13 protein-coding genes are annotated in these 21,370 nt (G+C 62.3%); 3 read left to right on the plus strand and 10 right to left on the minus strand.

Annotated features, from left to right (window positions below; translation table 11 throughout):
• Positions 1-120: 120 nt before the first annotated feature.
• The 10 genes from ACQK2L_RS01645 to ACQK2L_RS01690 form a co-directional block, all read right to left on the minus strand.
• On the minus strand, positions 121-2,496 hold the full coding sequence (locus ACQK2L_RS01645; RefSeq protein WP_425395191.1) for a DUF5682 family protein: 2,376 nt from the start codon (positions 2,494-2,496) through the stop codon (positions 121-123).
• Positions 2,489-3,604 (minus strand): ATP-binding protein, encoded by a 1,116-nt coding sequence (locus ACQK2L_RS01650; RefSeq protein WP_425395192.1) that lies wholly within the window; start codon positions 3,602-3,604, stop codon positions 2,489-2,491. Before ACQK2L_RS01650 ends, ACQK2L_RS01645 begins: the two co-directional genes overlap by 8 nt.
• Before the next feature lie 11 nt (positions 3,605-3,615).
• Positions 3,616-5,448, minus strand: coding sequence for a HEAT repeat domain-containing protein (locus ACQK2L_RS01655; protein ID WP_425395193.1), 1,833 nt, complete (start codon positions 5,446-5,448; stop codon positions 3,616-3,618).
• Positions 5,449-5,460: 12 nt separating this feature from the next.
• Positions 5,461-6,915, minus strand: coding sequence for an SWIM zinc finger family protein (locus ACQK2L_RS01660; RefSeq protein WP_425395194.1), 1,455 nt, complete (start codon positions 6,913-6,915; stop codon positions 5,461-5,463).
• A gap of 149 nt (positions 6,916-7,064) precedes the next feature.
• Positions 7,065-8,735, minus strand: coding sequence for a sulfatase (locus tag ACQK2L_RS01665; protein ID WP_425395195.1), 1,671 nt, complete (start codon positions 8,733-8,735; stop codon positions 7,065-7,067).
• Between the two features lie 563 nt (positions 8,736-9,298).
• The gene (locus ACQK2L_RS01670; protein WP_425395196.1) at positions 9,299-9,505 is read right to left on the minus strand and encodes a hypothetical protein; all 207 of its coding nucleotides are present in this window, start codon (positions 9,503-9,505) and stop codon (positions 9,299-9,301) included.
• 278 nt (positions 9,506-9,783) lie between these two features.
• Complete coding sequence (locus ACQK2L_RS01675) at positions 9,784-12,915, minus strand: efflux RND transporter permease subunit (protein WP_425395197.1); 3,132 nt, start codon at positions 12,913-12,915, stop codon at positions 9,784-9,786.
• A gap of 54 nt (positions 12,916-12,969) precedes the next feature.
• Positions 12,970-14,358 carry an efflux RND transporter periplasmic adaptor subunit gene (locus tag ACQK2L_RS01680; RefSeq protein ID WP_425395198.1) on the minus strand — a complete coding sequence of 463 codons (1,389 nt, stop codon included), beginning with the start codon at positions 14,356-14,358 and terminating at the stop codon, positions 12,970-12,972.
• Between the two features lie 100 nt (positions 14,359-14,458).
• Positions 14,459-14,848, minus strand: coding sequence for a hypothetical protein (locus tag ACQK2L_RS01685; protein ID WP_425395199.1), 390 nt, complete (start codon positions 14,846-14,848; stop codon positions 14,459-14,461).
• 40 nt (positions 14,849-14,888) lie between these two features.
• Entirely contained in the window at positions 14,889-16,133 is a 1,245-nt protein-coding gene (locus tag ACQK2L_RS01690) for a TolC family protein (RefSeq protein WP_425395200.1), read from the minus strand.
• A gap of 419 nt (positions 16,134-16,552) precedes the next feature.
• Here ACQK2L_RS01690 and ACQK2L_RS01695 point away from each other — a divergent pair, with 419 nt between their 5' ends.
• The 3 genes from ACQK2L_RS01695 to sdhA all read left to right on the plus strand — a co-directional run bounded on the left by ACQK2L_RS01695 (position 16,553) and on the right by sdhA (position 21,280).
• A complete protein-coding gene (locus ACQK2L_RS01695; RefSeq protein WP_425395201.1) occupies positions 16,553-18,136 on the plus strand; it encodes a tetratricopeptide repeat protein in 1,584 nt (527 codons plus the stop codon).
• A gap of 232 nt (positions 18,137-18,368) precedes the next feature.
• Positions 18,369-19,250 (plus strand): succinate dehydrogenase cytochrome b558 subunit, encoded by an 882-nt coding sequence (locus tag ACQK2L_RS01700; RefSeq protein WP_425395202.1) that lies wholly within the window; start codon positions 18,369-18,371, stop codon positions 19,248-19,250.
• A 5-nt stretch (positions 19,251-19,255) separates the two neighbouring features.
• A complete protein-coding gene (sdhA, locus tag ACQK2L_RS01705) occupies positions 19,256-21,280 on the plus strand; it encodes a succinate dehydrogenase flavoprotein subunit (protein ID WP_425395203.1) in 2,025 nt (674 codons plus the stop codon).
• Positions 21,281-21,370 lie beyond the last annotated feature (90 nt).

Below are 21,370 nucleotides of genomic sequence, written 5' to 3' on the forward strand. Positions count from 1 at the left end.
CAAACGCATTGCTTTGCCAACCGCGGCACTTTGAGTTTCGATCTCCCAAGTAACCAATGTGGCAAGCTGCGGCAAAGCAGATTTCTCAGTCGGCGAGCCTCCTGTCGAAATGACGCGTATCTACAAATCGTCGAAATCAAACTCATTCAAATCATCCAGCGACTTCTCTTCCTCTTCGCTCAGCGGAGCTTCGAGCAGCTGGCTGGCTGTGTCTTCGGCGATGCCCCAGTGCTCGGCCAGGTTCTCAGCGATGTGGCGTTTCTCGTTCGCGTCGAACGCCCCGAAGGCTCGTCGCAGGAACACCAGCGCGCGGCGGAACTCCTCGTCGTCCAGCGAAGCGATGTACTCGGCCAGTTGCTCCCACAAATTCTGCCGCGCTAAGAGGGCGTAGCGATTGCGCTGCGCCAGGCCTTCGAACCAGCCCGCTCCCAGGTCGGCCGGCACGCCGGGCGAGATCCGCCGCGAGACTTCGCGCGCCAGCGCGTCGTTCTCGATCGCCCCACGCTCCAGCAAGATCGCGCACGCGTATCCGGAGAGCATCGGGTTGCGATTGTCTGCGTCGGAGAGTCGCTGGAGTTGTTCGATCCACAGGTCTTCGTCCACGCGGTCGTGGAACTCGAGCGAGACATTGTTTAGCGCGTCGATCGCTTGCATCATCGGTTTCACATCGCTGTCGTCGCACCCCGCTGCGGCGAATAGCGCGAGCGACGCACCGACGAACAGCTCTTCCACCAGCGGCACCATCGGCCCGGGATCGAACTGGCGCACGTCCCCGTAGCGGACCACCAATCCTAACTGCCAGGCGGCGATGGCCAGCAAGTCGAACTGGCTGCTCGTCGCGGCCAGCGCCTGGAGCTTCTGTCGGGCCAGTTCCATGGAGTCCATCATGCCGCACAAACAGGCATCGCGGACCACGGTGGCAGCGTCGGCCAGCGACGTGCACTTCTCGAGCGTTGCTTTGAACTTGTACGCGGTCGCCAACTCCACCGTCTCGCCCAACAGCACCGCTTCGACAAGGGCGATCTCCGACTCGGGCGAACATTGCAGCACCCACGCTTCGGCCCACGTGGCCGAATCCTGTCGAGTGGCCTCCGGCTTGGAGAACGGCACCTCGAGCACCCGCAGGCGGTGGAAGAACGACGAGCGATGCAGGTCGAGGAACGCGGCCGCTTCGCTCTTCACGCGGCGGTTCTCGCGCAGGTCGAGCCCCACTCGCTCGGCGACTGTCTTGCGGTACTTCTCCAGCTTCAGTCGCTGCAGTTGCCGCTCGAAGTCGTCTTGAATCGAGGTCTGGCTCACGCCGTGCGGAAGCTCGCCAATCGCCGTGCCGACCTCCACTTTCACCAGCGAGTCGCGAACCGCTATCCGGTGACCGTGTCCGATGAGCGTCACCGCGGCGTCTTGCAGGTCGGACAGTGTCGGCGCTTGGCCCCCTTTGAGGGCCGACATCGTTTGCGCCAGCCGCACGCCTTCGATCACTTCGGCGGTCGAACGATGCGTGCCCGAAGTGCGCATGTCCCGCGCCACGAGCGAGAGATAACGCGTCGAAAGCCCGTGGAGGTCGTCCTCTTGCAATGCCTCCCACAGCAGCTCGAAGTAAGCCGGCGCCTGGTTGCCGGCGCCGTAGCCCGACTGCGACGAGAGCTTGTAGTACGAGTACGGCATCAAGGTTAGCTTGCTCGGCCGGCGGGCGAGGGACGCCAGCTCTTCATCGGTCATCGGCGGAAGGTCGCTTCCGAGCGCCGAAGCGTGATAGGCTCCCACGACCGCAACGATCTTCTCCGGCGCGACGCCCGAGTCGATCACCTCCTGGATTCGTCGCCGCATGAACGCTTCGCGGACCAGGTTCTCGGCCATGAACAGCGGTGAGCGGACGTCGAGTTCCCGCAGTCCCTTGCCAAACTCCAAAGCGGCCAGGCGGTAGCTGTGGTCCGACAAGTTGTGCTCGAACTGCCGCTCCCAGTAGGTCTCGTAGTCGCGCTCGCCAGCTTGCTGCGCGAACTGATCGTACAGCGACACTCGCTCGGGTGGGGCGGTGGCGGGCTCGGCTAGTGTGTCGTCTTCGTCGTCGCCATCGGCGTCCGTGTCTTCGTCTTCTTTGGCTTTGGGAGCTGTTTCGTCGTGCTCAGGCAGCGGTGCTTCGACGGTCGGTCGCACGCTCTGCAGCGCCAAGAACACGTCGGAGGGCAGGTCGATCCACTCGGCGGCCGCGTTGTTCTCTTTGGCCCACGCGATGGCCTGATACTCGGGACTGTAGCGAGCGATCGGGTACACCAGCGTACGGACCGGCATGTCCTCGGTGTACGCCAGGATGGCGATCGGCGGTTTGGTTTCCCGCCGCGTCATGTCGGCAATCAAATCGCCTGCGTCCGACAGCCCCTCGATCAGCACGGCCTCGGGCTGCACCTCGTCGAGGTACCGCCGCAAGTGCCACGCGCCAGATGGCGAGAGGTGCCGCACGCCGAACACATGCACCGAGTCGATCGCTTCAGGCATGATGCTCCATGCAGGCATTGAACAGGGGCCGCCAATCGCTGCCGCGTTTCTTGACCACGTTCTTCAAGTACTCTTGCCAGACGATGTGGTCCTTCTCTTCGTCTTTGACCACCGCGCCTTGCAGCCCTGCGGCCAGATCCTCGGCCGATACCGACCCGGTGCCGAAGTTGCCGGCCAGGGCCATGCTGTTTGCCAAGAGCGAAATGGCTTCGGCCGTCGACAGCACGCCCGAGGGACTCTTCAGCTTGTTCTTGCCATCGAGCGTCTGCCCGGTGCGGAGTTCGCGGAAGATGGTCACTACCTTTTCGATCGCCTCGAGCGCCGGCACCTCGGCTTGCAGGTCGAGGTTCGACGCCAACTCGCGAACTCGCTTGGCGACGATGTCGATCTCGGTCTCCAGCTGCTTCGGCGAGGGAAGCACCACGATGTTGAACCGGCGCTTGAGCGCGGCCGACATGTCGTTCACGCCGCGGTCGCGGGTGTTGGCCGTGGCGATGATCGAGAAGCCCTTAGCCGCGGCGACTTCGGTCTCCAACTCCGGCACCGAGATCCGTTTCTCGCTCAACAGCGAGATCATCGCGTCCTGCACTTCCGAGGCGCAGCGCGTGATCTCCTCGAACCGGGCGATGGCTCCCTCTTCCATGGCGCGGAAGATCTCGCTCTTGATCAGCGCGTCGTGACTCGGCCCGTGGGCGATCAGCATCGCGTAGTTCCACGTGTAGCGAATCTGCTCCTCGGTGGTGCCGGCGGTGCCTTGCACGACGCGGGTCGAGTTGCCATTGATGGCCGCGGTCAGGTGCTCGGACAGCCACGACTTGGCCGTGCCGGGCTCGCCGATCAATAGCAGCGCGCGGTCGGTGACCAGCGTCGAGATGGCGATCTCCACGAGCCGGTCGTGGCCGATGTACTTGGGCGTAATGTCGAGCTTGCCGCACTTGCCGCCGCAGATGTAGGTGAGCACCGAGCGGGGCGACATCCGCCAACCGGTCGGCACGGGATGCTTTTCCGCTGCGACGAGCGCTTCGAGTTCCTCGGCGAACATCACCTCGGCCGGCTCGCGGAGCGTCTGACCGTTGGTTGAGTTGTTTGCCGGTTTCTTCTTTGCCATGGGTTTCGAGCCTATTTCTTCGCTTTGAGTTCATCGAGCTGGGGAATAAGATGGTCCGCCAGTCGATCGTTGAGCTTGGGCACCAGTTTCTCCAGTGCGGGCACGGACGACTTGGGCAAGTCGGGCACCAGGCGCACCAGCCAGAAGGCCATGTAGTACCGCGACTTGCGGCGGTTTTCCTTTTCCAGCCCTTTGATGAGGTACTCGGTGGCCTTGGGGTGCTTAGTGCGAACCATGGCTTCGAGCACCATGTCCAACTCGTGGTCGTCCGACGACTTCTTGAGCAGATTGTCGGCCGCCCCGGCCAGGTACCGCATGCTGCTGGCGTGCTTGGGATTCGCCATGTGGCAGACCAGGAAGCGGTCGCCGGCGGAAATGGCCTCGTCGAGCCACCGTGGATCGAGTTGCACTTCGCCAACCAACCGCGGATTGGTGTGCAACGAGTGAAGAAAGCCGCGTGCGAAGTATTGGTCCAGCGCGCCCTGACTGCTAGCGACTTGATGCAGCAACTGGACGACCGTTTGCCGCTTCAGTTTCGCGATGTTGGCGCCTTTGCCTTTCGATGGCTTGGCCGCGTAGTAAGGACCAAAGGCTTGCAGCACCTGCTCCGGCTTCATCGTCCGCAATGCGGCCAGCATCGCGCACTCCAGCGTGAAGTAGTCGAGCGACTCGTGCGATTCGGCCAACTTTTTCTGGGCTCGCTTGTCCCCACTGAGGACGATCAGCGTGGCAATCGTGTGGTTGAGCTCGGCTCCGCCCAGGCTCGAGCCCTTGAGCTTGCCAATCTCCTCCCGCCGCTCGAAGCAGTCGAGCAGAAAATCGATCGTCTCCTTTTCGTTGCGGCGGTAGTAGCACCCCAGGAGCGTTTGAAACTGCACTAGCAACTTGGCTTGCTTCGCTTTGTCGGTGGCCGCTAACAATTCGTCGAATTGTTTGCGACTCTCGGCCAATACATGCTCCAGTAGTTTCGGGCTGCGGTTCTCGCTGATCGGCGCGATCACCAGTTCGTTGTCCTTGCCCGAGAGAGCCTTGATCAGCGACTGCACGACGTCGGTCTCGGTAAACCGGGCGATGGCCGCAAAAGCTGCCCGGCGGACGTCTTTCGTCTTGGCCTTGGTCTGTTCCAAGAGGTACGACAGGTGGCCCTTGGAGTCCTTCAAGCACTCGATGGCGGCCACCTTCACTTCTTTCGAACCCTCGTCGAGCGCTTGCTCGACCAACTCTCGCGTGCCTTCGGGATCCAACGTGTTCATCAAGCGGAGCCGCCGGACGTGGGAACCCTTGCCCTTGATGTCGAACGACTCACGCAGTTCCGGCAGGATGGCCTGACCGTAGATCGGCAGCACCTTGTCGGTCACAAAGTCGGCGATCTCGCCGTACACGTCGTCGATGGCCACGACGGCTGGCTTGACCAATCGCAAGTCGCGGAACGCGCCCCGCTTGTAGGCGTCTTCGATGATCTCCTGCCGGCCCGAGCCGGTGGTGGTGAGCGCTTCGATCAACGGTTTGAGCGTCCGCGCGGTGGTGTTGGCCGTGGGTACGGCGAGGCCACTGGTCTCGATCGGCTTGAGCTTGCCCTCGATGCCGGTTTTGCCTTGCGTGTAGAGCACCGCGGTGACCAGCGTGCTGAGCTCCAGCAGGGCCGCCGAAGCGGTCTTGGTGTCGCTCTCCACCACGCGCCCGATCGCTTCGGCCACTTTGGCGAATACCGGCGCTTTTGTGCCGGCTTTCTCCAGCGGCGGCACGAGCTTCTTCAAACGAAAGTCGCCCGTCGCCAGCCCGCTGCCGGCGATCGCCAAGCGTCGCGTCTCGGTGTAGACCTCGTTGAGTACGGCAATGCTCATGGGTGCTCGCGATTAAAATGTCAAACGGACGATTTCGTTCTTGGTCACAATCGCCAGCGGCTTGATCCGCAGCGTTTGCGTATCGAGGTCATGACGGAAGCGGGCGATCAGCGTTTGATTGGTGAATAGCTCCTCGGGTACCAATCGCAGCAGGTAGCTGCTCGGCGGTTCTTCGGTCATGCCGGCGTCGGTCAGCACCAGCCGTTCGCCCTTGGCGTCTTCAATTACCAGCTCACCATCGGGCGCTTCGGCCATGCGTTTGTAGCTGATCGCGTACACTGGATGTTTGTCGGCCAGCGGGGCCTTGAGGTGACCCTTCACTTCCTTCACCAGCGCGGCGATGTCACTCCGACCGTGCTTGCGAATGGTCTGGTAGTCCTTGGTGGTTGGCTTGCGGGGCGACATCTCCTCCCACCGCACCCGCGGGTTCACGTCGCCAGGATAGACGCACAGTTCCTTAACGCCCGCCACTTGGAAGAAGCTGTCGTCGCTGCGGATGTACTTCACCGCTTTGTAAGGTCGGAACGTCTGCGTGAGCACGATGCGGCCGCTGCCGAGGTTCATCCAAATGCCCGTGTCGACGAACTCCCGCCGGGCGATGTCGTCGTGCGTGTTGAACGCCAACTGCAGCAGCTCGACGTCGGTCTCCACCAAGCCCGCTTCGCGAAGCTCCCGCAACTGCCAAGCATGGCCCAGCCAGGCGGCGATGGCCGTGTCGGTCTCGGGCTTCAGTTCCGGGTCGTCCAACCGATTGTTCAGGTACGCCCGACCTTGCTTGATCAACGCATGCAGTCGGGTGAGCTGGTCGAGCGCTTCGCTGTAGATCGCTTCGTGCGAAGCGGACTTCTTACGGCCGACCTTGCCACCCTCGTCGGCGAACAGCATCGTGTAGCTGTGCAGGGCCGACTGAGCGCCGGGCAGGAAGGCGTTGCCCAACTGCTTGGCTTGCTCTTCGATCTGCGAGGCGGTCTTGGCCGTGGTGTTGCCCATGCCCATCCGCACCAGGTCGTGCGTCAGCTGCTCCAGCAAGTCGAGCCCGCCGAGCTGCGCCTTGATCTTCTTCGCCAGCGCGGTCTTGTTGACCTTGCGTGGCTTGTCGGCGTTGGCTTTCTGCTTCTCGCGCCGCAACACGAGCTTGTCGCGCTTCTCGGCGATGTCGTCGGGCACCGCGGCCACCTTGAACGTCTTGCCTTGGGCAAAGGCGTACATCAGGCCCAGGCAGTGTTTGCAAGGGAACTGGCGGCTGGGGCAATTGCAGCGGTGCGTCGGCGCGTCGGCCTTCATGAAGTCGCACGAGCAGTGGTAGTTCGACTTCCCGCTGCCGCGGCACTCGCCGAACAACAGCGTCTCGTCTTCGCTCTTGGCGAAGGAGACGAACTTTCCCTTGGCTACCAGTCCACGACCGTTCTGGATGGCGCTGGCATTCGGTGCTGCCGCGTCGACGTAGGCTTCGTCAATCTCGATCATCCTGACCCCCGCAATGACCACTAGAGGCGAGACTCGCCTCCGGCGACGAGTCGGATCCTTCCATCTTTCCGAGATTGTATCGCCGGGATCGCACGGGGGGTATTGGGGGAATCCACGCAGTGGAAAACGTGTCGCCGCCGACGCGCAAACTACTGCGCCGGCAGTACAAACGGCACTTGCTCGCCTGCCTGGATGACCATTTTGCCGCTCGATTCGCCCATTTCTCCATCCGCGTAATAGGGTCCTGCCGCGTCGACTTCCAGCTCTCCGGAGCGCAAACTCGGCAGCGGGGCGCTCGTGTCGGCCAGCCACTGCATCAGCTTCGTGCCCAACTCGCGAACCACTTGCGCCTCGCCGGCCGCCAGGTTGTTCGCTTCACCAATGTCCGTTTCCAGGTCGTACAGTTCGAACGACTGATCTTCGTAGTTGTACAACAGCTTCCACTTGCCGGAGCGAATCACCGACTGCGGGCGTTGATCGCGACCGCCGCCGATCAAGTAGCCCGGCAGGTGCCAGTACAGCGCGTCGCGCTCGAGCGACTTGTCGGCGTCGGCCAGGATGCCGGAAAGGTCGGCCCCGTCGAGCGTCACCCCATCAGGCAGCCCGGCGCCGGACAGCGCGGCGAAGGTCGTGTAGAAGTCGATGCCATAGACCGGCGTATCGTTCACCGTGCCTGCGTCGACCAGCTTGGGGTTGCCGCTCCAGGCAATCATCGGCACACGAATGCCTCCTTCGCGCAGCTCGCCCTTCTGGCCGCGCAACGGACCGTTGTTCGACTGCGGCAACTTGCCCCCGTTGTCGGAGTAGAAGATCACCAGCGTGTTCTTATCGAGTGTCTGCCCCGGGTTGCGCGGGTCATCGGTCGTTTGCAGGTAATGGATGAGTCGCGCAACGCTTTGATCCAGCCCTTCGATCAACGCAGCGAACGACGCGTGGCTATCCTGCTCGCCAGGCTCCTTGGCTTCGTACTTGACCAACAGATCCTTCCGCGCGTGCTTCTTGCCGATTGGGGTGTGCACAGCAAACGGATGGAACTGCACCAGGAATGGCTTCGACTTCTGCTCCTGCATGAACCAGATCGCCGCATCGGCCATCGCATCCGACACATGAACCGGCGTGCCGACCAATGGATCGATGTGCTCGGCCCGATGGTTCCTGGCGTGAGGTTTGATGTGACGTTCGACGTAGTCGTGGTTGTAGTGGCCCGCGAAGACGTCGAGCGAACTGCTGATGTTCGGGCCGAACTCGCCGCTGTCGGAGTGGTACGCCGAAGGCGCCCCCGCGCGGCCGCCGCCCAGGTTGTGATGGAACCCATGCTGCTGCGTGATCCGCCTGCCGGACGTGGCGACGTGGAACTTGCCGACGTGGGCCGTTGCGTAGTCCGCGTTGTTCCTCAAGTGCTCGGCATAGGTGAGCGTGCGCGTGGGAATCGCATTGGCGTTTCTGGGCAAACCCTGCGGCGGGCCAATCAGTATGGCGTCGTCGCCGCCGCGGTTCAAACTTTGCACTTGGTACACATTGTTTGTTGGCCGCTGCGCCCACTGGCCGCTGAGGATGGCCGCGCGAGTCGGCGCGCAGTTGGTTCCGTTCGTATAAGCGTTGGTGAACGCCATGCCTTCGGCCGCCAGGCGATCGATGGCCGGCGTCTCGTAGAAGTCGCTTGGGTGACCCATCGTGGTGAGCGAATTGCTCGTATCGCACCAGCCCAGGTCGTCGGCCATCACCAGCACAATGTTCGGCTGCGCCAGCGACCGCGACCCGACCACAACCAGCAAGCTGAGCGCAAACCACCAACCGCTTCGCCTGAGTGTACCTCGCATGCTAAATCTCCGAAGAGCGGATCCGAAGAGGGAACCCCGAGCAGGATCATTATAGTTAAAACTGGATGTCGAGGTTTCCTTCGCGGGGCCGTCGAAACTGCCGGCCGCCACGCGGTTTTCCCTGAAGTCCGTCGTGGGACCCTAAACGGGTTTTGCCCCAACCATCGATCCATTGGACCAAAACCCATGGGCCCAAAACCGGGGGTTTTGTCCCACAACACGAACCATTGGCCCAAAACTCCAGTGGTTTTGGTCCCACCCAAGCGGCAAAAACCCTTGTTTTTAAGGCCAAACCATTCGGGGGGTGCGACAAAACCCATCGCGTTGTTCCCCGCATGTTTCTACGGGGACAAAACCCCAATCGCGGCCATTCGCTCCGCCGAACGAGCGAATCGCCCCCTGAGGAAAACCTCCGCGCACGCAGGTCCCCAGAGGTGGGCGTACTCCCGCTGGAGCAACCCCGTATTATCTCAAACCGGGTGTAAGAATACTATCAACACCGGCGCAGAAAGGCGGGAAAAGTGGGAATCAGAAAAGCCCGCCGCGACGCAATCCCGCCGCCGCTATTCGCTCACATCGGCCGGCACCGCGGGATCGATCTCGCCGCCCGGCTGTTCCGACTCGTCCATCGTCATCACGTAAACCACCATGGCCACCAGCATCAATCCGACCGCCACCAGGCTATACAGTTTCTGACGACTCATATGCTTCGGCTTTGCCTTATGATGGTGCTCGTCCTGGTGCTTATGATGATTGGCGTGTTTGCTCATATTTGGATTCCTGTGCGGCGGTTCGCGAGTACCTTAGTATCGTTGCCGGTTGAGGAAGTTTCAAGCGGTAACGTCCCTTCACCCTCCCGCTTGCCGGAGGGTCGCACCTGCATTTGGTGCGGGGAGGGCAGCGGGGGTGGAGGCACTACTTTCACCAAACACAGCCCGTAGGCCGTAACAAGCTTGCGCAGTTACGGCACAGAACTGCTCGCGACGTTTGCCGTAACTGCGCAAGCTTGTTACGGCCTACATCTACACCCTGCACCTACACGCCCTCCTCACTCGAACGCCAACTCCTCTTCCGCACCTTGTTCAATCAATCGCTTCGGCGGCAGGAACCAGAACAATCCTGGGCGCAGTAGGAACTCGCACAGCGTCGAGGTCACCAGGCCGCCCAGGATCACGGTGGCTACCGGCAACAGGATTTCTTTGCCGGGCAGCGAGCCGCCGATTACCAGTGGCACGAGGCCCAGGCCGGTGGTTAGCGAGGTCATCATCACGGGCGCCACGCGGTCGAGGCTGCCTTGCACGAGCGTTTCGATCTCGAGTCCCTGCTCGCGGCAGCGGTCCAGATACGTGGAAGCCAACAGCAGTCCGTTCCGCGCCGCGATGCCGCCCAGGGATATAAAACCGACCATGGCGGCCACCGACATGTCCTGCCCCGTGATTAACAAGGCGAACACACCACCGACGAACGCTACCGGCAGGGCCAGTAGGATTTGGAGCACCAAGCTGGCCGACGGGTAGCTGGCGTACAGCACGCCGAACACCACCACGATGGCAAGCAAACTGAGCCACAGGATGCGCCGCGTGGCGTCCTGCTGGGCTTCGAACTGGCCGCCGAGCGCGACGTAGTAGCCCTTGGGCAGGTCCATCGAGTCGATCCTCGACCGGATGTCGGCCACCACGCCCGCCAGGTCGCGTCCCGCGGTATTCACGCGCACCACGATCCTTCGTCGGGCATTCTCGCGCTGGATGGTGTTGGGGCCAACTGCCTCGTACACGTCGGCCACTTTTTGCAGCGGCACCCGCTCGCCGCCGGGCATGTACCGCAGGGCGTCGAGGTCGGTACGCGACTCCTGGTCGAGCCGCACCACCAGGTCGAACACCCGTTCGCCTTCGATCACCTGCGAGACCACTTTGCCGTTGAACCCCGTTTCCACGAAGTCGAGCAAGTACTGCACGCTGGTGCCATAGTCGGCCAAGGCTTCGCGTTTCGGCTCGATTCGCATTTGGGGAATGCTCGATTGTTGCTCGACCACGGGATCGGCAATGCCTTCGATGTCGGAGATCTCGCGTTTGATGTCGTCGGCCGTGCTCTTGAGTACCGCCAGATCTTCGCCATAGATTTTGATGGCGATCTGCGCGGTCACGCCTGAGAGCATGTGGCTGATCAGGTGGGCAATCGGCTGTTCGACTTCCACTTCGATGCCCGGTATGTCTTCTACCGCGTGGTGCAACACTTCTTTCAGCTCTTCGCGATTCAAAGGGCTCTTGGGGTTGAGCGTCATGACGTACTCGCTCACGTTGACGCCCATCACGTGCTCGTCGAGTTCCGCCCGGCCGGTGCGGCAGGTGAAGCTCAGCAAGGGATTCTCCGGCTCCTCTTCGGTGGCCAGCAGCATGGTGAACTGCCTATCGGCGTCGCGACTGTACTCGCGCGACGTTTCCAGCGACGTGCCAGGCGGGGCGTACAGGTTCACTTGGGCCGCACCTTCGTCGAACGGCGGCAGGAAGTTCTTGCCCATGGCCATCACCAGCACCAGGCTCGCCAGGATCAGCGCGGCGGTCACGCTGGCCACGGCCGTGAAGCCGGTGCGGCTGGTGCTGAATCGCACGATCGGGGCGGTGATCCGCTTGAGCGTCTTCAGCACCCAACCATCGGCGTCTTCGGACTTCACCGGCTTCTTGGAAAGAAGGTAGTACGACAAGACCGGCGTGACCGTGAGCGACACCACCGTCGAAGCGATGATCGACACCACGTACGCGATGCCCAGCGGCGTGAACAACCGACCTTCCATGCCCGCCAGCGCGAACAGGGGGGCGAACACCACGATCACGAGAATCGTGCTGTTGATAATCGCCCCGCGTACCTCGCTGCTGGCTTCATAAATCACCTGCAGCGCCGGCCTCGGCTCCGCGCGTCGGGCGTTCTCGCCAAGTCGGCGGTAGATGTTCTCCACGTCCACTATCGCGTCGTCCACCAACTCGCCGAGCGCCACGGCAATGCCGCCGAGCGTCATTACGTTGATCGAGAGGCCAAAGTACTTGAACACCAGCGCGGTGGTCAGTACCGAGAGCGGGATCGCCGTGAGGGTGATGAACGTGGTGCGGAAGTTCAGCAGGAACACGAACAACACGATCACTACCAGCACGGCGCCAATCTCCAGCGCCTCGGCCACGTTGGCGATGCCGAAATCGATGAACTCCCGCTGCTGATACAACGTCGAATCGATCACCACATCCGGCGGCAGCGTCGCCCGCATCCGCTCGATGGCCTGTTCGATCTGTTCGGTCAGGTATCGCGTGTCGACCGAGGGTTGCTTCTGAATGGTGATGACCACCGCGTCGCGACCGTTGACCGACGAGTCGCCCCGCTTGATCTGCGCACGCTCCTCGACCGTGGCCACGTCGCTCACCAGCACCGAACGGGGACCAAGTCGCTTGATCGGGATACTGCGGATGTCGTCCAGATTCTGGATCAGACCGAGTCCGCGGACCAGGACCTCTTTCGAGTCGCTGTTCACGTAGCCGCCGGTCACGTTCAGGTTGCTCGCCCGCAGCGCTTCCTCCAATTCTTCGAGCGAGATCTCGTAGGTGTGCAGTTTGTGCAGGTCGGCCAGCACCTGGTATTGCTTGCGGCCGCCGCCCATGGTGATGACCTGCGAAATGCCGGGGATGGTCAGCAGTGTCTGACGCACCTGCCAGTCGGCCAGCGTGCGCACCTCCAGCGGCGAGGTCTCGCCGGTGGTGCTCCACATGCCGACCATCATGATCTGCCCCAACAGCGACGAAATCGGCCCGATCTGCGGGTGGATCCCCTCGGGCATTCGCTGTTCGACGGTGGCAATCCGCTCCTGCACGATCTGACGCGCGGTATAGATGTCGGTGCCCCAATCGAACTCCACGTAGATGATCGAAAGCCCCACGTCCGACGCACTGCGCACCGCGATCACGCTGTTGGCGCCGTTCACGGCCGTCTCCAACGGGAACGTCACGCGCTGTTCCACTTCCTCCGGCGCCAAGCCGGGGCATTCGGTGACCAGCGTGACTCGCGGGCGGTTGAGGTCGGGCAGCACGTCGATCGGCAACCGCGTCGCCACAAGGCTACCGGCGATGATCGTGCCCAGCGCCAGGGCCACGATCACCAAGCGGTGGGTGAGCGAGAATCGAATGATGGCATTCAGCATGTCGTCGGTCGTCGAAGGTGTGTTTGGTGGAATGGCACTCTGGGAGCCGGGAGCCTAATGGTGGTGATGATCGTGGCCGCTGCCGCCGCCTTCCTGCTGAGCTTTGAAGGCGAGCAGCAGTTTGTAGGCGGAACCCATGGCCACGCGGTCCCCTGGTTTGAGCTGACCACTTGGATCGATCGCCACCAAGTTGGTGTCGCGCGACACGACCTTTACCGGCACCCGCTCCATCTCCATGTACACACCATGCTCGGCCTCGAGTACGTCGAACGGTATCTCGCGAAACACGTAGTACTCGGGCCCGTCCTGCACCACGGCGTCGCGGGGCAGGACAATCTGCCCGGCTAGCCGCTCGGCTGGAATCAACGTGTGCACTCGCTGCCCCACCTTGTAGCGCCAGGTGCGGAACACCTGGCCGAGAGCGTTCTTTGACTCCCGGACCACTTCGTTCTCGAGCGGAATAAAGTAGTGGTAGGTCTGGGTGACTTCGTCCACGTGCCCCGCCACGTGCTGAATGCGAAAGCCCGGCTCGACTTTGCCTTCGTCGGTGACGCCGAATTCGATGGAGATCTCCTCACCGCTGGTAGCGATCTTTGATACCAGGTCGACGTCGCTCTCGAACGCATGTCCGCACACCATCAGCAGCCCATGCACTTCGAGCGAAGCGAGGCCTTCGCCGCGAGTGACGTTTTGGCCCACCTCCACCAGCAAGGTCTCTAGCGCCAGGCTGTCCTTGACTTTGGCGAGTTCCGCGAGCGACGCCGACGAATCTTCGCCTTCGATCGCTCCCAGCGGCGGCACCGAGATTCGCAGTCGCTTGATCGCCTGGCCGGAGTTCTCGATCTTGGCAATCTGCTCGTCGCTCAAACCACGCATAGCGAGTTCCTGCCGCGTGCGCGAGAGCGACGCCTTGATCTGTTTCAGATCGTATTCCAGATCCAACAGCTTGCGACCCGCAATGCCTCCCGAATCGGCCAGCGGCCCTAGACGCTTGAGTTCCGCCGAGTTGATTTCGTGTTTGGTTTGAAGCTCCAACAGTTGTAGTTGGGCCTGCATCAACTCGTCGTCGATGATCTCCAATTCCAGCAGCGGGTCGCCCGGTTGGATCGACATGCCAGGGGCAGCGAACAGTCGGGCGATCTTGCCGCTGACCGGCGCGGCGATCTTCTGCGAGCTAAGCCCCGGCGCCTCGATGATCTCGCCCGGCATCCGGCGGACCACTACGAAGTCGGACAATGTCACCGGCTCGGCCTGCAGCCCGAGGTTCTGCACCGCTTCGAACGACAGCGGCAAGTGGTCAGGCTCTGCTGAAGCCGTCTCGTGGACGTGCGGATCCTCCTCTGGTGTGGCCAGCAAACCTTCGAGGGCCGGCCGTACCAACAGACCGGTCGCCACGCCGGCGACGAGCACCACGGGCAGGGCAATGGAGAGTGATTTCATCATAGCGAATCCAAGCAGCGCAGCGTGCGCGAACAACCGAAGCATGAACTTCCGCGCGATCGCAGCGCGGAACGAGAGCACAGTTAGAGCGGTGCGTGGGCTCTCAGATGAGCATCACTTGAAGTTCGGCGCATACCCCGAGCGCGGAGTTCGCCGTGGCTCTGGCTTTGAGGGACGTAGCTTGCAGAGAGGGCGCCGCGGGCGGAGGGGCGATGCTGGCGGCCATCAGCGATGCGCTTGCAGCGTTTGCATCGGCGTCGCCACGACCCGCCGCGAACACGATGTCCGACGGGCCGTCGCAATGGTAGGCATCGGCCTCCGAATCCGCTGGATCATCTGCGTCGTGATCGTGGTGGTGATGGCCATCGCCCGCCACAGCCTGATAGATCGCGTGATGCTCCAGGCAGCCGCAGGGGCAGGCGTTCAGGTAGTGCAGCAGTGCGACCAGCACCAGCACTTTGGACCACCGAGTTGGATTGCAAGCGGCATTCATGGCTACCTCAAGCATACTCCGGGGTCCAGTTTGGGCAAGGTCAATCACCTCGGGTACCGACCAGCAGGCCCGCCAAAGTCTGTACACTGCGGTTCACTTGGCCCAAAGTGGCTAGGTAATCGAGGTTCGACTCGAAGTAGGTTCGCTGCACGGTCAGCAGCTCCAAGTAGGTGGCCTCGCCAGCGTCGTAGCTCTGCTGGGTGAGTTCCATGTTCTCTTCGGCGCGACGGAGAATGCCGTCCTGGTAGGCGTCGGCTTGCGCCTTGGCCGCTTCGAACTCCCGCATCCGCTGGGCGAGCTGGGCGGTGAGGTCGAGCTCCACCGCTTCGAGCTTCCGCTGGGCGGCGGTCAATTCGGCCCGCGCCTGGCGGATGCCCCCCTGGTTGCGATTCCACAGCGGCACCGGCATGCCGACCTGCACGCCGGCGATGGTGTAGTCGGTCGCGGTGTCTTGTTGCACGGAGACTTGCGCGGTGACATCGGGAATCGGCTCGACACACGCCCGGGCGAGGGCCGCCCGCGCTCGCGACACGTCGAACATCAAAGCGGCCAATTCCGGGCTGCTGTCCAGCACCAGTTGCCGTGAGGCTTCCCAATTGAGCGTCCACTCCAGCTTCGCCGGATCGGCTTCAACGCTTTGCGCGTCCAGGTTGGGCTGCCCCATTGCCACCGACAGCTGTCTCCAGGCGGCCTGTTGAGTGGCCCGAGCCTGGGCCAGCTTCACGCCGATCCGTTCCAGCTCGATATCGGCTTGCAGCACGTCGATGCGGCGGGCTTCCTGGGCCTCGAACAGTTGTTTCACCGATTTGTTGGCCTGCGCGCTCACCGCGACTAGCGCTTCGCTGAGTTCGACTTGCCGCTGCGCGAGATAGACATCGTAAAACGCGATTCGCACCGCCGTCAGTACTCGCAGTTGTTCAACCGCCAACTGTTGTTGCTTCTCGCGAATCTGCTGCAAGGCGACCTGCCGGTTGAGTCCCAGCTTGTTGCCGCGGATGAACGTCTGCCCCGCGTACATGCCCTGCTGCCCCGCGGAATCGTCGTCGCCAATCTCGCTGGCCGTATACCCGATGGTCGGGTTCGGCGGCAGGCCGACTTGCAAACAGTTGCCCCGCGCCGCCCGCACCCTGGCGGCGGCTTCGGCGATGGCGGGATGCGACTCCAGTGCGATAGCCTCCACCGCATCGAGCGAAAGCGGCGCAGCCGGCAGCACCTCTTGCGCGGTCGATTGACCGGCGGCCAGGGCCAGGGACATGCAGCCAGCGATGAAAACGAACCTGAGCATCTCAATTTGCCGGGGGGAGAGGGCGTACCGCACTGGTTGCATCGGTCACGCCAGTCGGGCGGGTGAAAGGCTTTGTGACGAATCGTCACAGCTTAACACCCACTCGGTGCGAACCTCGGGGCGACTCCCACCGTAGGACAACCCAAGCGGAGTGTCGTCCGTTCCGTTGCGACCGGAAAGACCCCACCCGTGGGGGCCTGAATTGCCGGGCGAAAGGGCAATCGGGCGGCAACTGAAACACGGACCGGTACGATGATTACCACAGGTGCGCTTGTGCACCGCTAGCGGGCGAGATATTTACGCACCGCCGCACCTTCCTTTGAGTGATAAGTTAACAGTACCTGCCGGCACTGCCGCTGGCGTGGCAACATCCTGTCCCCCCTGCACCGTGTGGTGGGTCCATCCCGAGGTGGCTTAACATGTCGACGACCAACTTCCTGCGTTTCGCCTTCTTTCCTGCCGTGCTCACACTGGCCATGGCGACGGTTGCGACCGCTCAGGACGACGTCGGGGACGATACCGAGGGCGGAGAAAACGCTTTCGTTCAGGCCAAGGCTGCCTTGGATCAGGAAGAGTGGAGCCAGGCCGCCGACATCTACACCCAAATCATCGTCGCCGCGAGCCAGCAGGGGAACATCCCAGCCGAAATCGCTGCGTACATTGGCCGCGGCCAGGCTTGGGCAGGGCAGGAGATGTACCAGAAGGCTCTGGAAGACTTCAAGAAAGTCGACGATCTGACCAACAGCTCCGATCCCCAAAAGAAAGCCCTGCGGGCGGAGATGCAGTACTACCGCGGCAAGATGTACCTGGACATGGGCAGCCAGTTCCTCAGCCCCGCCCTGCCCGACCTGCAAGCAGCCCACGAAGCCAACCACAAGGACCTGCGTTACAGCTTCGCGCTGGGTAAGGCCTACGCCTTGGGCAGCCCGTTCCAGCCTGGTTTCGGCGCGCAAGCCGAGCCGCTGCTCACCGAGTACCTGGAAGCGAATCCCGATGACGCCGAAGCGCTGCGGCTGCGAGGCACCGCGTACGCCTCGATGAACGACATCGACGAAGCGTTTGCCGACTTGAATCGCGCTGTGGAACTGGATCCGGACGACCACGAGACCTACTCGAGCCTGGCGACCATCCACATTACCCAAGAGCAGTACCCCGAAGCGGTCGACGCACTGAAGAAGGCGATCGAGACCTTCAAGCCAGAAGAGGGCCAAGAGGACGTACCGTTCGCACAGGGATACATCACCCTGTCGGTGGTGTACGAGGAGTTGGGTAAGACAGCCAACGACCCAGAGGTCCGCCAGCAAGCTTTCAAGGACAGCCTCGAGACTTGCGACGCGCTGCTGAACCAGCTGCCCGACTCTTCTCAGTACGACAACGTCCGTTCCGAAGCTCAGTACCACAAGGGAATCTCTCACCGGTTCCTGGGCGAGTATGGCAAGGCGGTGAAGGAACTCGGCGAGTCGATCAAGTTGAATCGCCAGAAGGGCGAGGCCTACTTCCGCCGCGCCATCTGCTTCGTGAACATGGGCGAGTACGAACTCGCGCTGCGGGACCTGAAGGACACCCAGGCGCTGAACTTCGAGGACGCTCGCGCCTACCTGTGGCAGGGCATCACCCATGCCAAGATGGGTGAGTACCGCGAAGCGATTCGGGCGTACAATGCGGCCATCACGTTCAGCAATATTTACGCGGACGCCTACCGCAATCGGGCCCACGCCTACTTCCAGCTTGGGGAGTACGAAAGCGCGATCGACAGCTTCAACGAGTGCATCCGGCTCGATTTCGAGAACGCGAGCAACTACTATAAGCGCGGGTTGTGCTACGACAACCTCGACAAGCCGGAAGAAGCCGCGAAGTCGTACATCAACGCCATCCGGTTCGACGAAGACTACCTGGCCGCCTACGACCGGTTGATCCCGCTGCTCGAGCAGCAGGGTCGCACCGACCTGGCCGAGCAGTATCGGGCCAAGCGAGCTTCGCTCGGCAAGTCGGCCGGCATTTAGAGCGCTTGTAGCGGGCGCATTGCGGGCGGTTGATTCGACCGCAGCGGGTCGAATGTGGTTGCCCAACTCCACAATCGCGGTCGCCGCACCACCTTGCGACTTCGGCCCACCCCTCTATACTACGGATGATTAGTCATCCTAACTCGCGGTCTGCCAACGACATGTGCACACAGTGTGCATTTTGGCGCGGTGGCCCGCGAGCCGTCTGGTATCGAACCCACGAGGTGTCGCGGTGGCTGGAACTGAGCCGTCGTTTTTTGTCCGCCACGAGTTTCTGATTCGCCGGCTCCACTCCTTAACCGGCATCATCTTCGGCGGGTATGTCTGTGTGCATCTATTCGTCAACGCCAGCATCGTAGGCGGTGCCCAGGCGTTCCAGAAGAATGTGCTCGCCATCCACTCGCTGGGCGGCATTCTGCCGTTGGTCGAGTGGGTTTTCATCTTCATTCCCATTCTGTTCCACATGTTCGTGGGCATCGGCATCACGGTGGGGATGATTCCCAACAACAACAACTATGCCTACGAGGCCAACTGGCGGTACACGATGCAGCGGGTGACGGGGATCTACCTGTTCCTGTTCATCCTGTGGCACGTCTTTCAAACGCACGGATGGTTCCACTTCGACTGGTGGCTCAGCGTGGCCGAGCGATGGGGCGGAGCCCAGTTCAGCCCGTACAACGCGGCTTCCTCAATCGGGCTGATCATGCAGAACTTGCTGGTCTCGCTGCTGTACGCCCTGGGCGTGCTGGCCGCGGCGTTCCATTTGTTCAACGGCATCTGGACCGCCGGCATCACCTGGGGCATCTGGACCCGACCTCACGCCCAGGCCAACGCCTTGAAGGTCTGCCTGGCTGCGTCGGTGCTGCTGGGCGTGGTAGGCCTCGGCGCCATTTGGGGTGCTCGCAAGGTCGGCAGCAGCCAAGAGTCGATCGAACAAGCCCAGGCGATCGAAGACGAAATGTACACCGTTCAGGTCGAAGCCGGTCTGATTCCTCCTGACGAGCACAAGCGGTCGCATCACGCGGATTCGAAAGAGCCTGCAGCGATGTCGGCCAAGACCGTCAGCAACGAGGACACGACAAACCAGACCGACGAAGACGAGAGTGGAGAATAGACGAAATGTCAGAGCAACGTGTCTTAGTAGTGGGTGGCGGACTGGCTGGCTTGGCCGCGGCGATGAAGCTGGCCGAGTTGGACATCGCGGTCGACCTGATGAGCCTGGTGCCAGTGAAGCGCTCGCATAGCGCGTGTGCCCAGGGTGGCATTAACAGCGTGAACGACACCACTCGCCAACTGGGCGACAGCGAGTACCTGCACTTCGACGACACCGTGTACGGTGGCGACTTCCTGCAGCATCAGCCGCCGGTGCAGGAAATGGCCAACTGGGCGCCGAAGATCATCGATTTGATGGACCGTCTGGGCGTGCCGTTCAACCGCACTCAGGAAGGCTATCGCGACCAGCGCCGCTTTGGCGGAACGTTGTTCAAACGCACCGCGTTCGCCGGTGCCACCACCGGGCAGCAGTTGCTGTACGCCCTCGACGAACAGGTCCGCCGCCAGCACGCCGCTGGCAAGGTGAACATCTACGAAGGCTGGGACTACCTGGGCCCCGTGATCGACGATGACGGCCGCTGCCGCGGAGCCACCGCCCAGAACCTGGTGACCATGGAGATTCGCGCCTTCCCGGCCGACGCGGTGGTGCTGGCCACCGGTGGTTGCGGGCTGATCTTCGGCCGCAGCACGATGAGCATGGCCTGCACCGGCAGCGCCGCCAGCCGAAGCGTGCAGTACGGCGCGAAGTACGCCAACGGTGAATTTATCCAGGTGCACCCCACCGCCATTCCCGGTGCGGACAAGCTCCGTTTGATGAGCGAAAGCGCCCGGGGCGAAGGCGGCCGCGTGTGGGTGCCCCGCACCCCGCAAGACACTCGCGCACCGCGCGACATTCCCGAGAGCGAGCGTTACTACTTCCTCGAGGAGCGGTATCCCAAGTATGGCAACCTCGTGCCGAGAGACATCGCCACGCGAGAAATCTTCAACGTCTGCGTGAACGAGGGCCTCAGCGTCGAAGCCGACAAGCAGTGCGTGTACCTCGACCTGACACACATCTCGCGCGAGGAACTCGACCGCAAACTGGGCGGCATCCTGCACATCTACGAGAAGTTCCAGGGCGTCGACCCGCGGGACGTGCCGATGAAGATCTTCCCCGCGGTGCACTACTCGATGGGCGGCCTGTGGGCCGACTACGAGCGAACCGCCGCCGGCGGATTGATGCCGGGCTCGCCGCGCAACCATCAGACCAACATCCCCGGCCTGTACGCCATTGGCGAGTGCGACTATCAGTACCACGGCGGCAACCGCCTGGGGGCGAACTCGCTGTTGTCGTGCATCTTCACCGGTTTGTTCGTCGGTCCTTGCATCGAGACCGCGTTGAGCGGCCTGGACAAGTCTGCTTCCGACCCCGAGTTCGATTTGCTGTTGCGAGCCGAGCGGTCGAAGAAGGAGATGGAGCACAAGCAATTGCTCGAAGCTCCCACCGGTGGCGAGAACCCTTACCTGATTCATCAAGAGTTGGGCCAGGAGATGACCAAGGCCGCCACCGTGGTGCGCGAAAACACGCAGCTCACGGCCGCCATCGAGAAAGTGGCCGAGCTGCACGAGCGAGCCAGAAAGTGCTCGCTTTCGGACACCGGCATGTGGACCAATCAGAATGTGATGTTCACCAAGAGCCTGCTGGACATGTTCCCCATCGCCAAGGCACTGCTGAAGGGCGCGCTGGCTCGCGATGAATGCCGCGGCGCCCACTACAAGCCGGCCTTCGACATGCCGGGCATCGAGTCGACCGACCCCACCGAGCGTCGCCATCAGGCCGAAGCATGGTGCGACAAGTTCGAGGAGAAGAATCGCAAGTGGCTGAAGACCACCGTGGCCGACTTCGACTCCAAGGGCGACCCGACGCTCAGTTACGAGGACGTCGATACCTCGCTCATCCCGCCGCGGCCCCGTCTGTACGGCATCGTTGGTGGCGACATCATCGAAACCGTGTGGAAAGAGCGACAAGCCAAGGCGGCGGAGTCCCAGGGAGTTGAAAAACCGACCAACGGCGCAGCCGACGTGTCCCGCGACCCCGTGCCGACGAAATAAACGACGCTGACGAGTGCTACTCGAGTTGGCCGATGCCGGCCGACAACCTAGAATATGAATGTCCGCCAGTAGTTTAACGGAATTCCAAGA

Origin of the sequence: Aeoliella sp. (genome assembly GCF_965227375.1) — a bacterium.
GTDB lineage: Bacteria > Planctomycetota > Planctomycetia > Pirellulales > Lacipirellulaceae > Aeoliella.

Coding starts and splice junctions, on each gene's coding strand:
- ACQK2L_RS01670 (WP_425395196.1), bottom strand. CDS start 9,505: ATGAGCAAACACGCCAATCATCATAAGCACCAGGACGAGCACCATCAT.
- sdhA (WP_425395203.1), top strand. CDS start 19,256: ATGTCAGAGCAACGTGTCTTAGTAGTGGGTGGCGGACTGGCTGGCTTG.
- ACQK2L_RS01685 (WP_425395199.1), bottom strand. CDS start 14,848: ATGAATGCCGCTTGCAATCCAACTCGGTGGTCCAAAGTGCTGGTGCTG.
- ACQK2L_RS01665 (WP_425395195.1), bottom strand. CDS start 8,735: ATGCGAGGTACACTCAGGCGAAGCGGTTGGTGGTTTGCGCTCAGCTTG.
- ACQK2L_RS01660 (WP_425395194.1), bottom strand. CDS start 6,915: ATGATCGAGATTGACGAAGCCTACGTCGACGCGGCAGCACCGAATGCC.
- ACQK2L_RS01645 (WP_425395191.1), bottom strand. CDS start 2,496: ATGCCTGAAGCGATCGACTCGGTGCATGTGTTCGGCGTGCGGCACCTC.
- ACQK2L_RS01655 (WP_425395193.1), bottom strand. CDS start 5,448: ATGAGCATTGCCGTACTCAACGAGGTCTACACCGAGACGCGACGCTTG.
- ACQK2L_RS01650 (WP_425395192.1), bottom strand. CDS start 3,604: ATGGCAAAGAAGAAACCGGCAAACAACTCAACCAACGGTCAGACGCTC.
- ACQK2L_RS01690 (WP_425395200.1), bottom strand. CDS start 16,133: ATGCTCAGGTTCGTTTTCATCGCTGGCTGCATGTCCCTGGCCCTGGCC.
- ACQK2L_RS01695 (WP_425395201.1), top strand. CDS start 16,553: ATGTCGACGACCAACTTCCTGCGTTTCGCCTTCTTTCCTGCCGTGCTC.
- ACQK2L_RS01675 (WP_425395197.1), bottom strand. CDS start 12,915: ATGCTGAATGCCATCATTCGATTCTCGCTCACCCACCGCTTGGTGATC.
- ACQK2L_RS01680 (WP_425395198.1), bottom strand. CDS start 14,358: ATGATGAAATCACTCTCCATTGCCCTGCCCGTGGTGCTCGTCGCCGGC.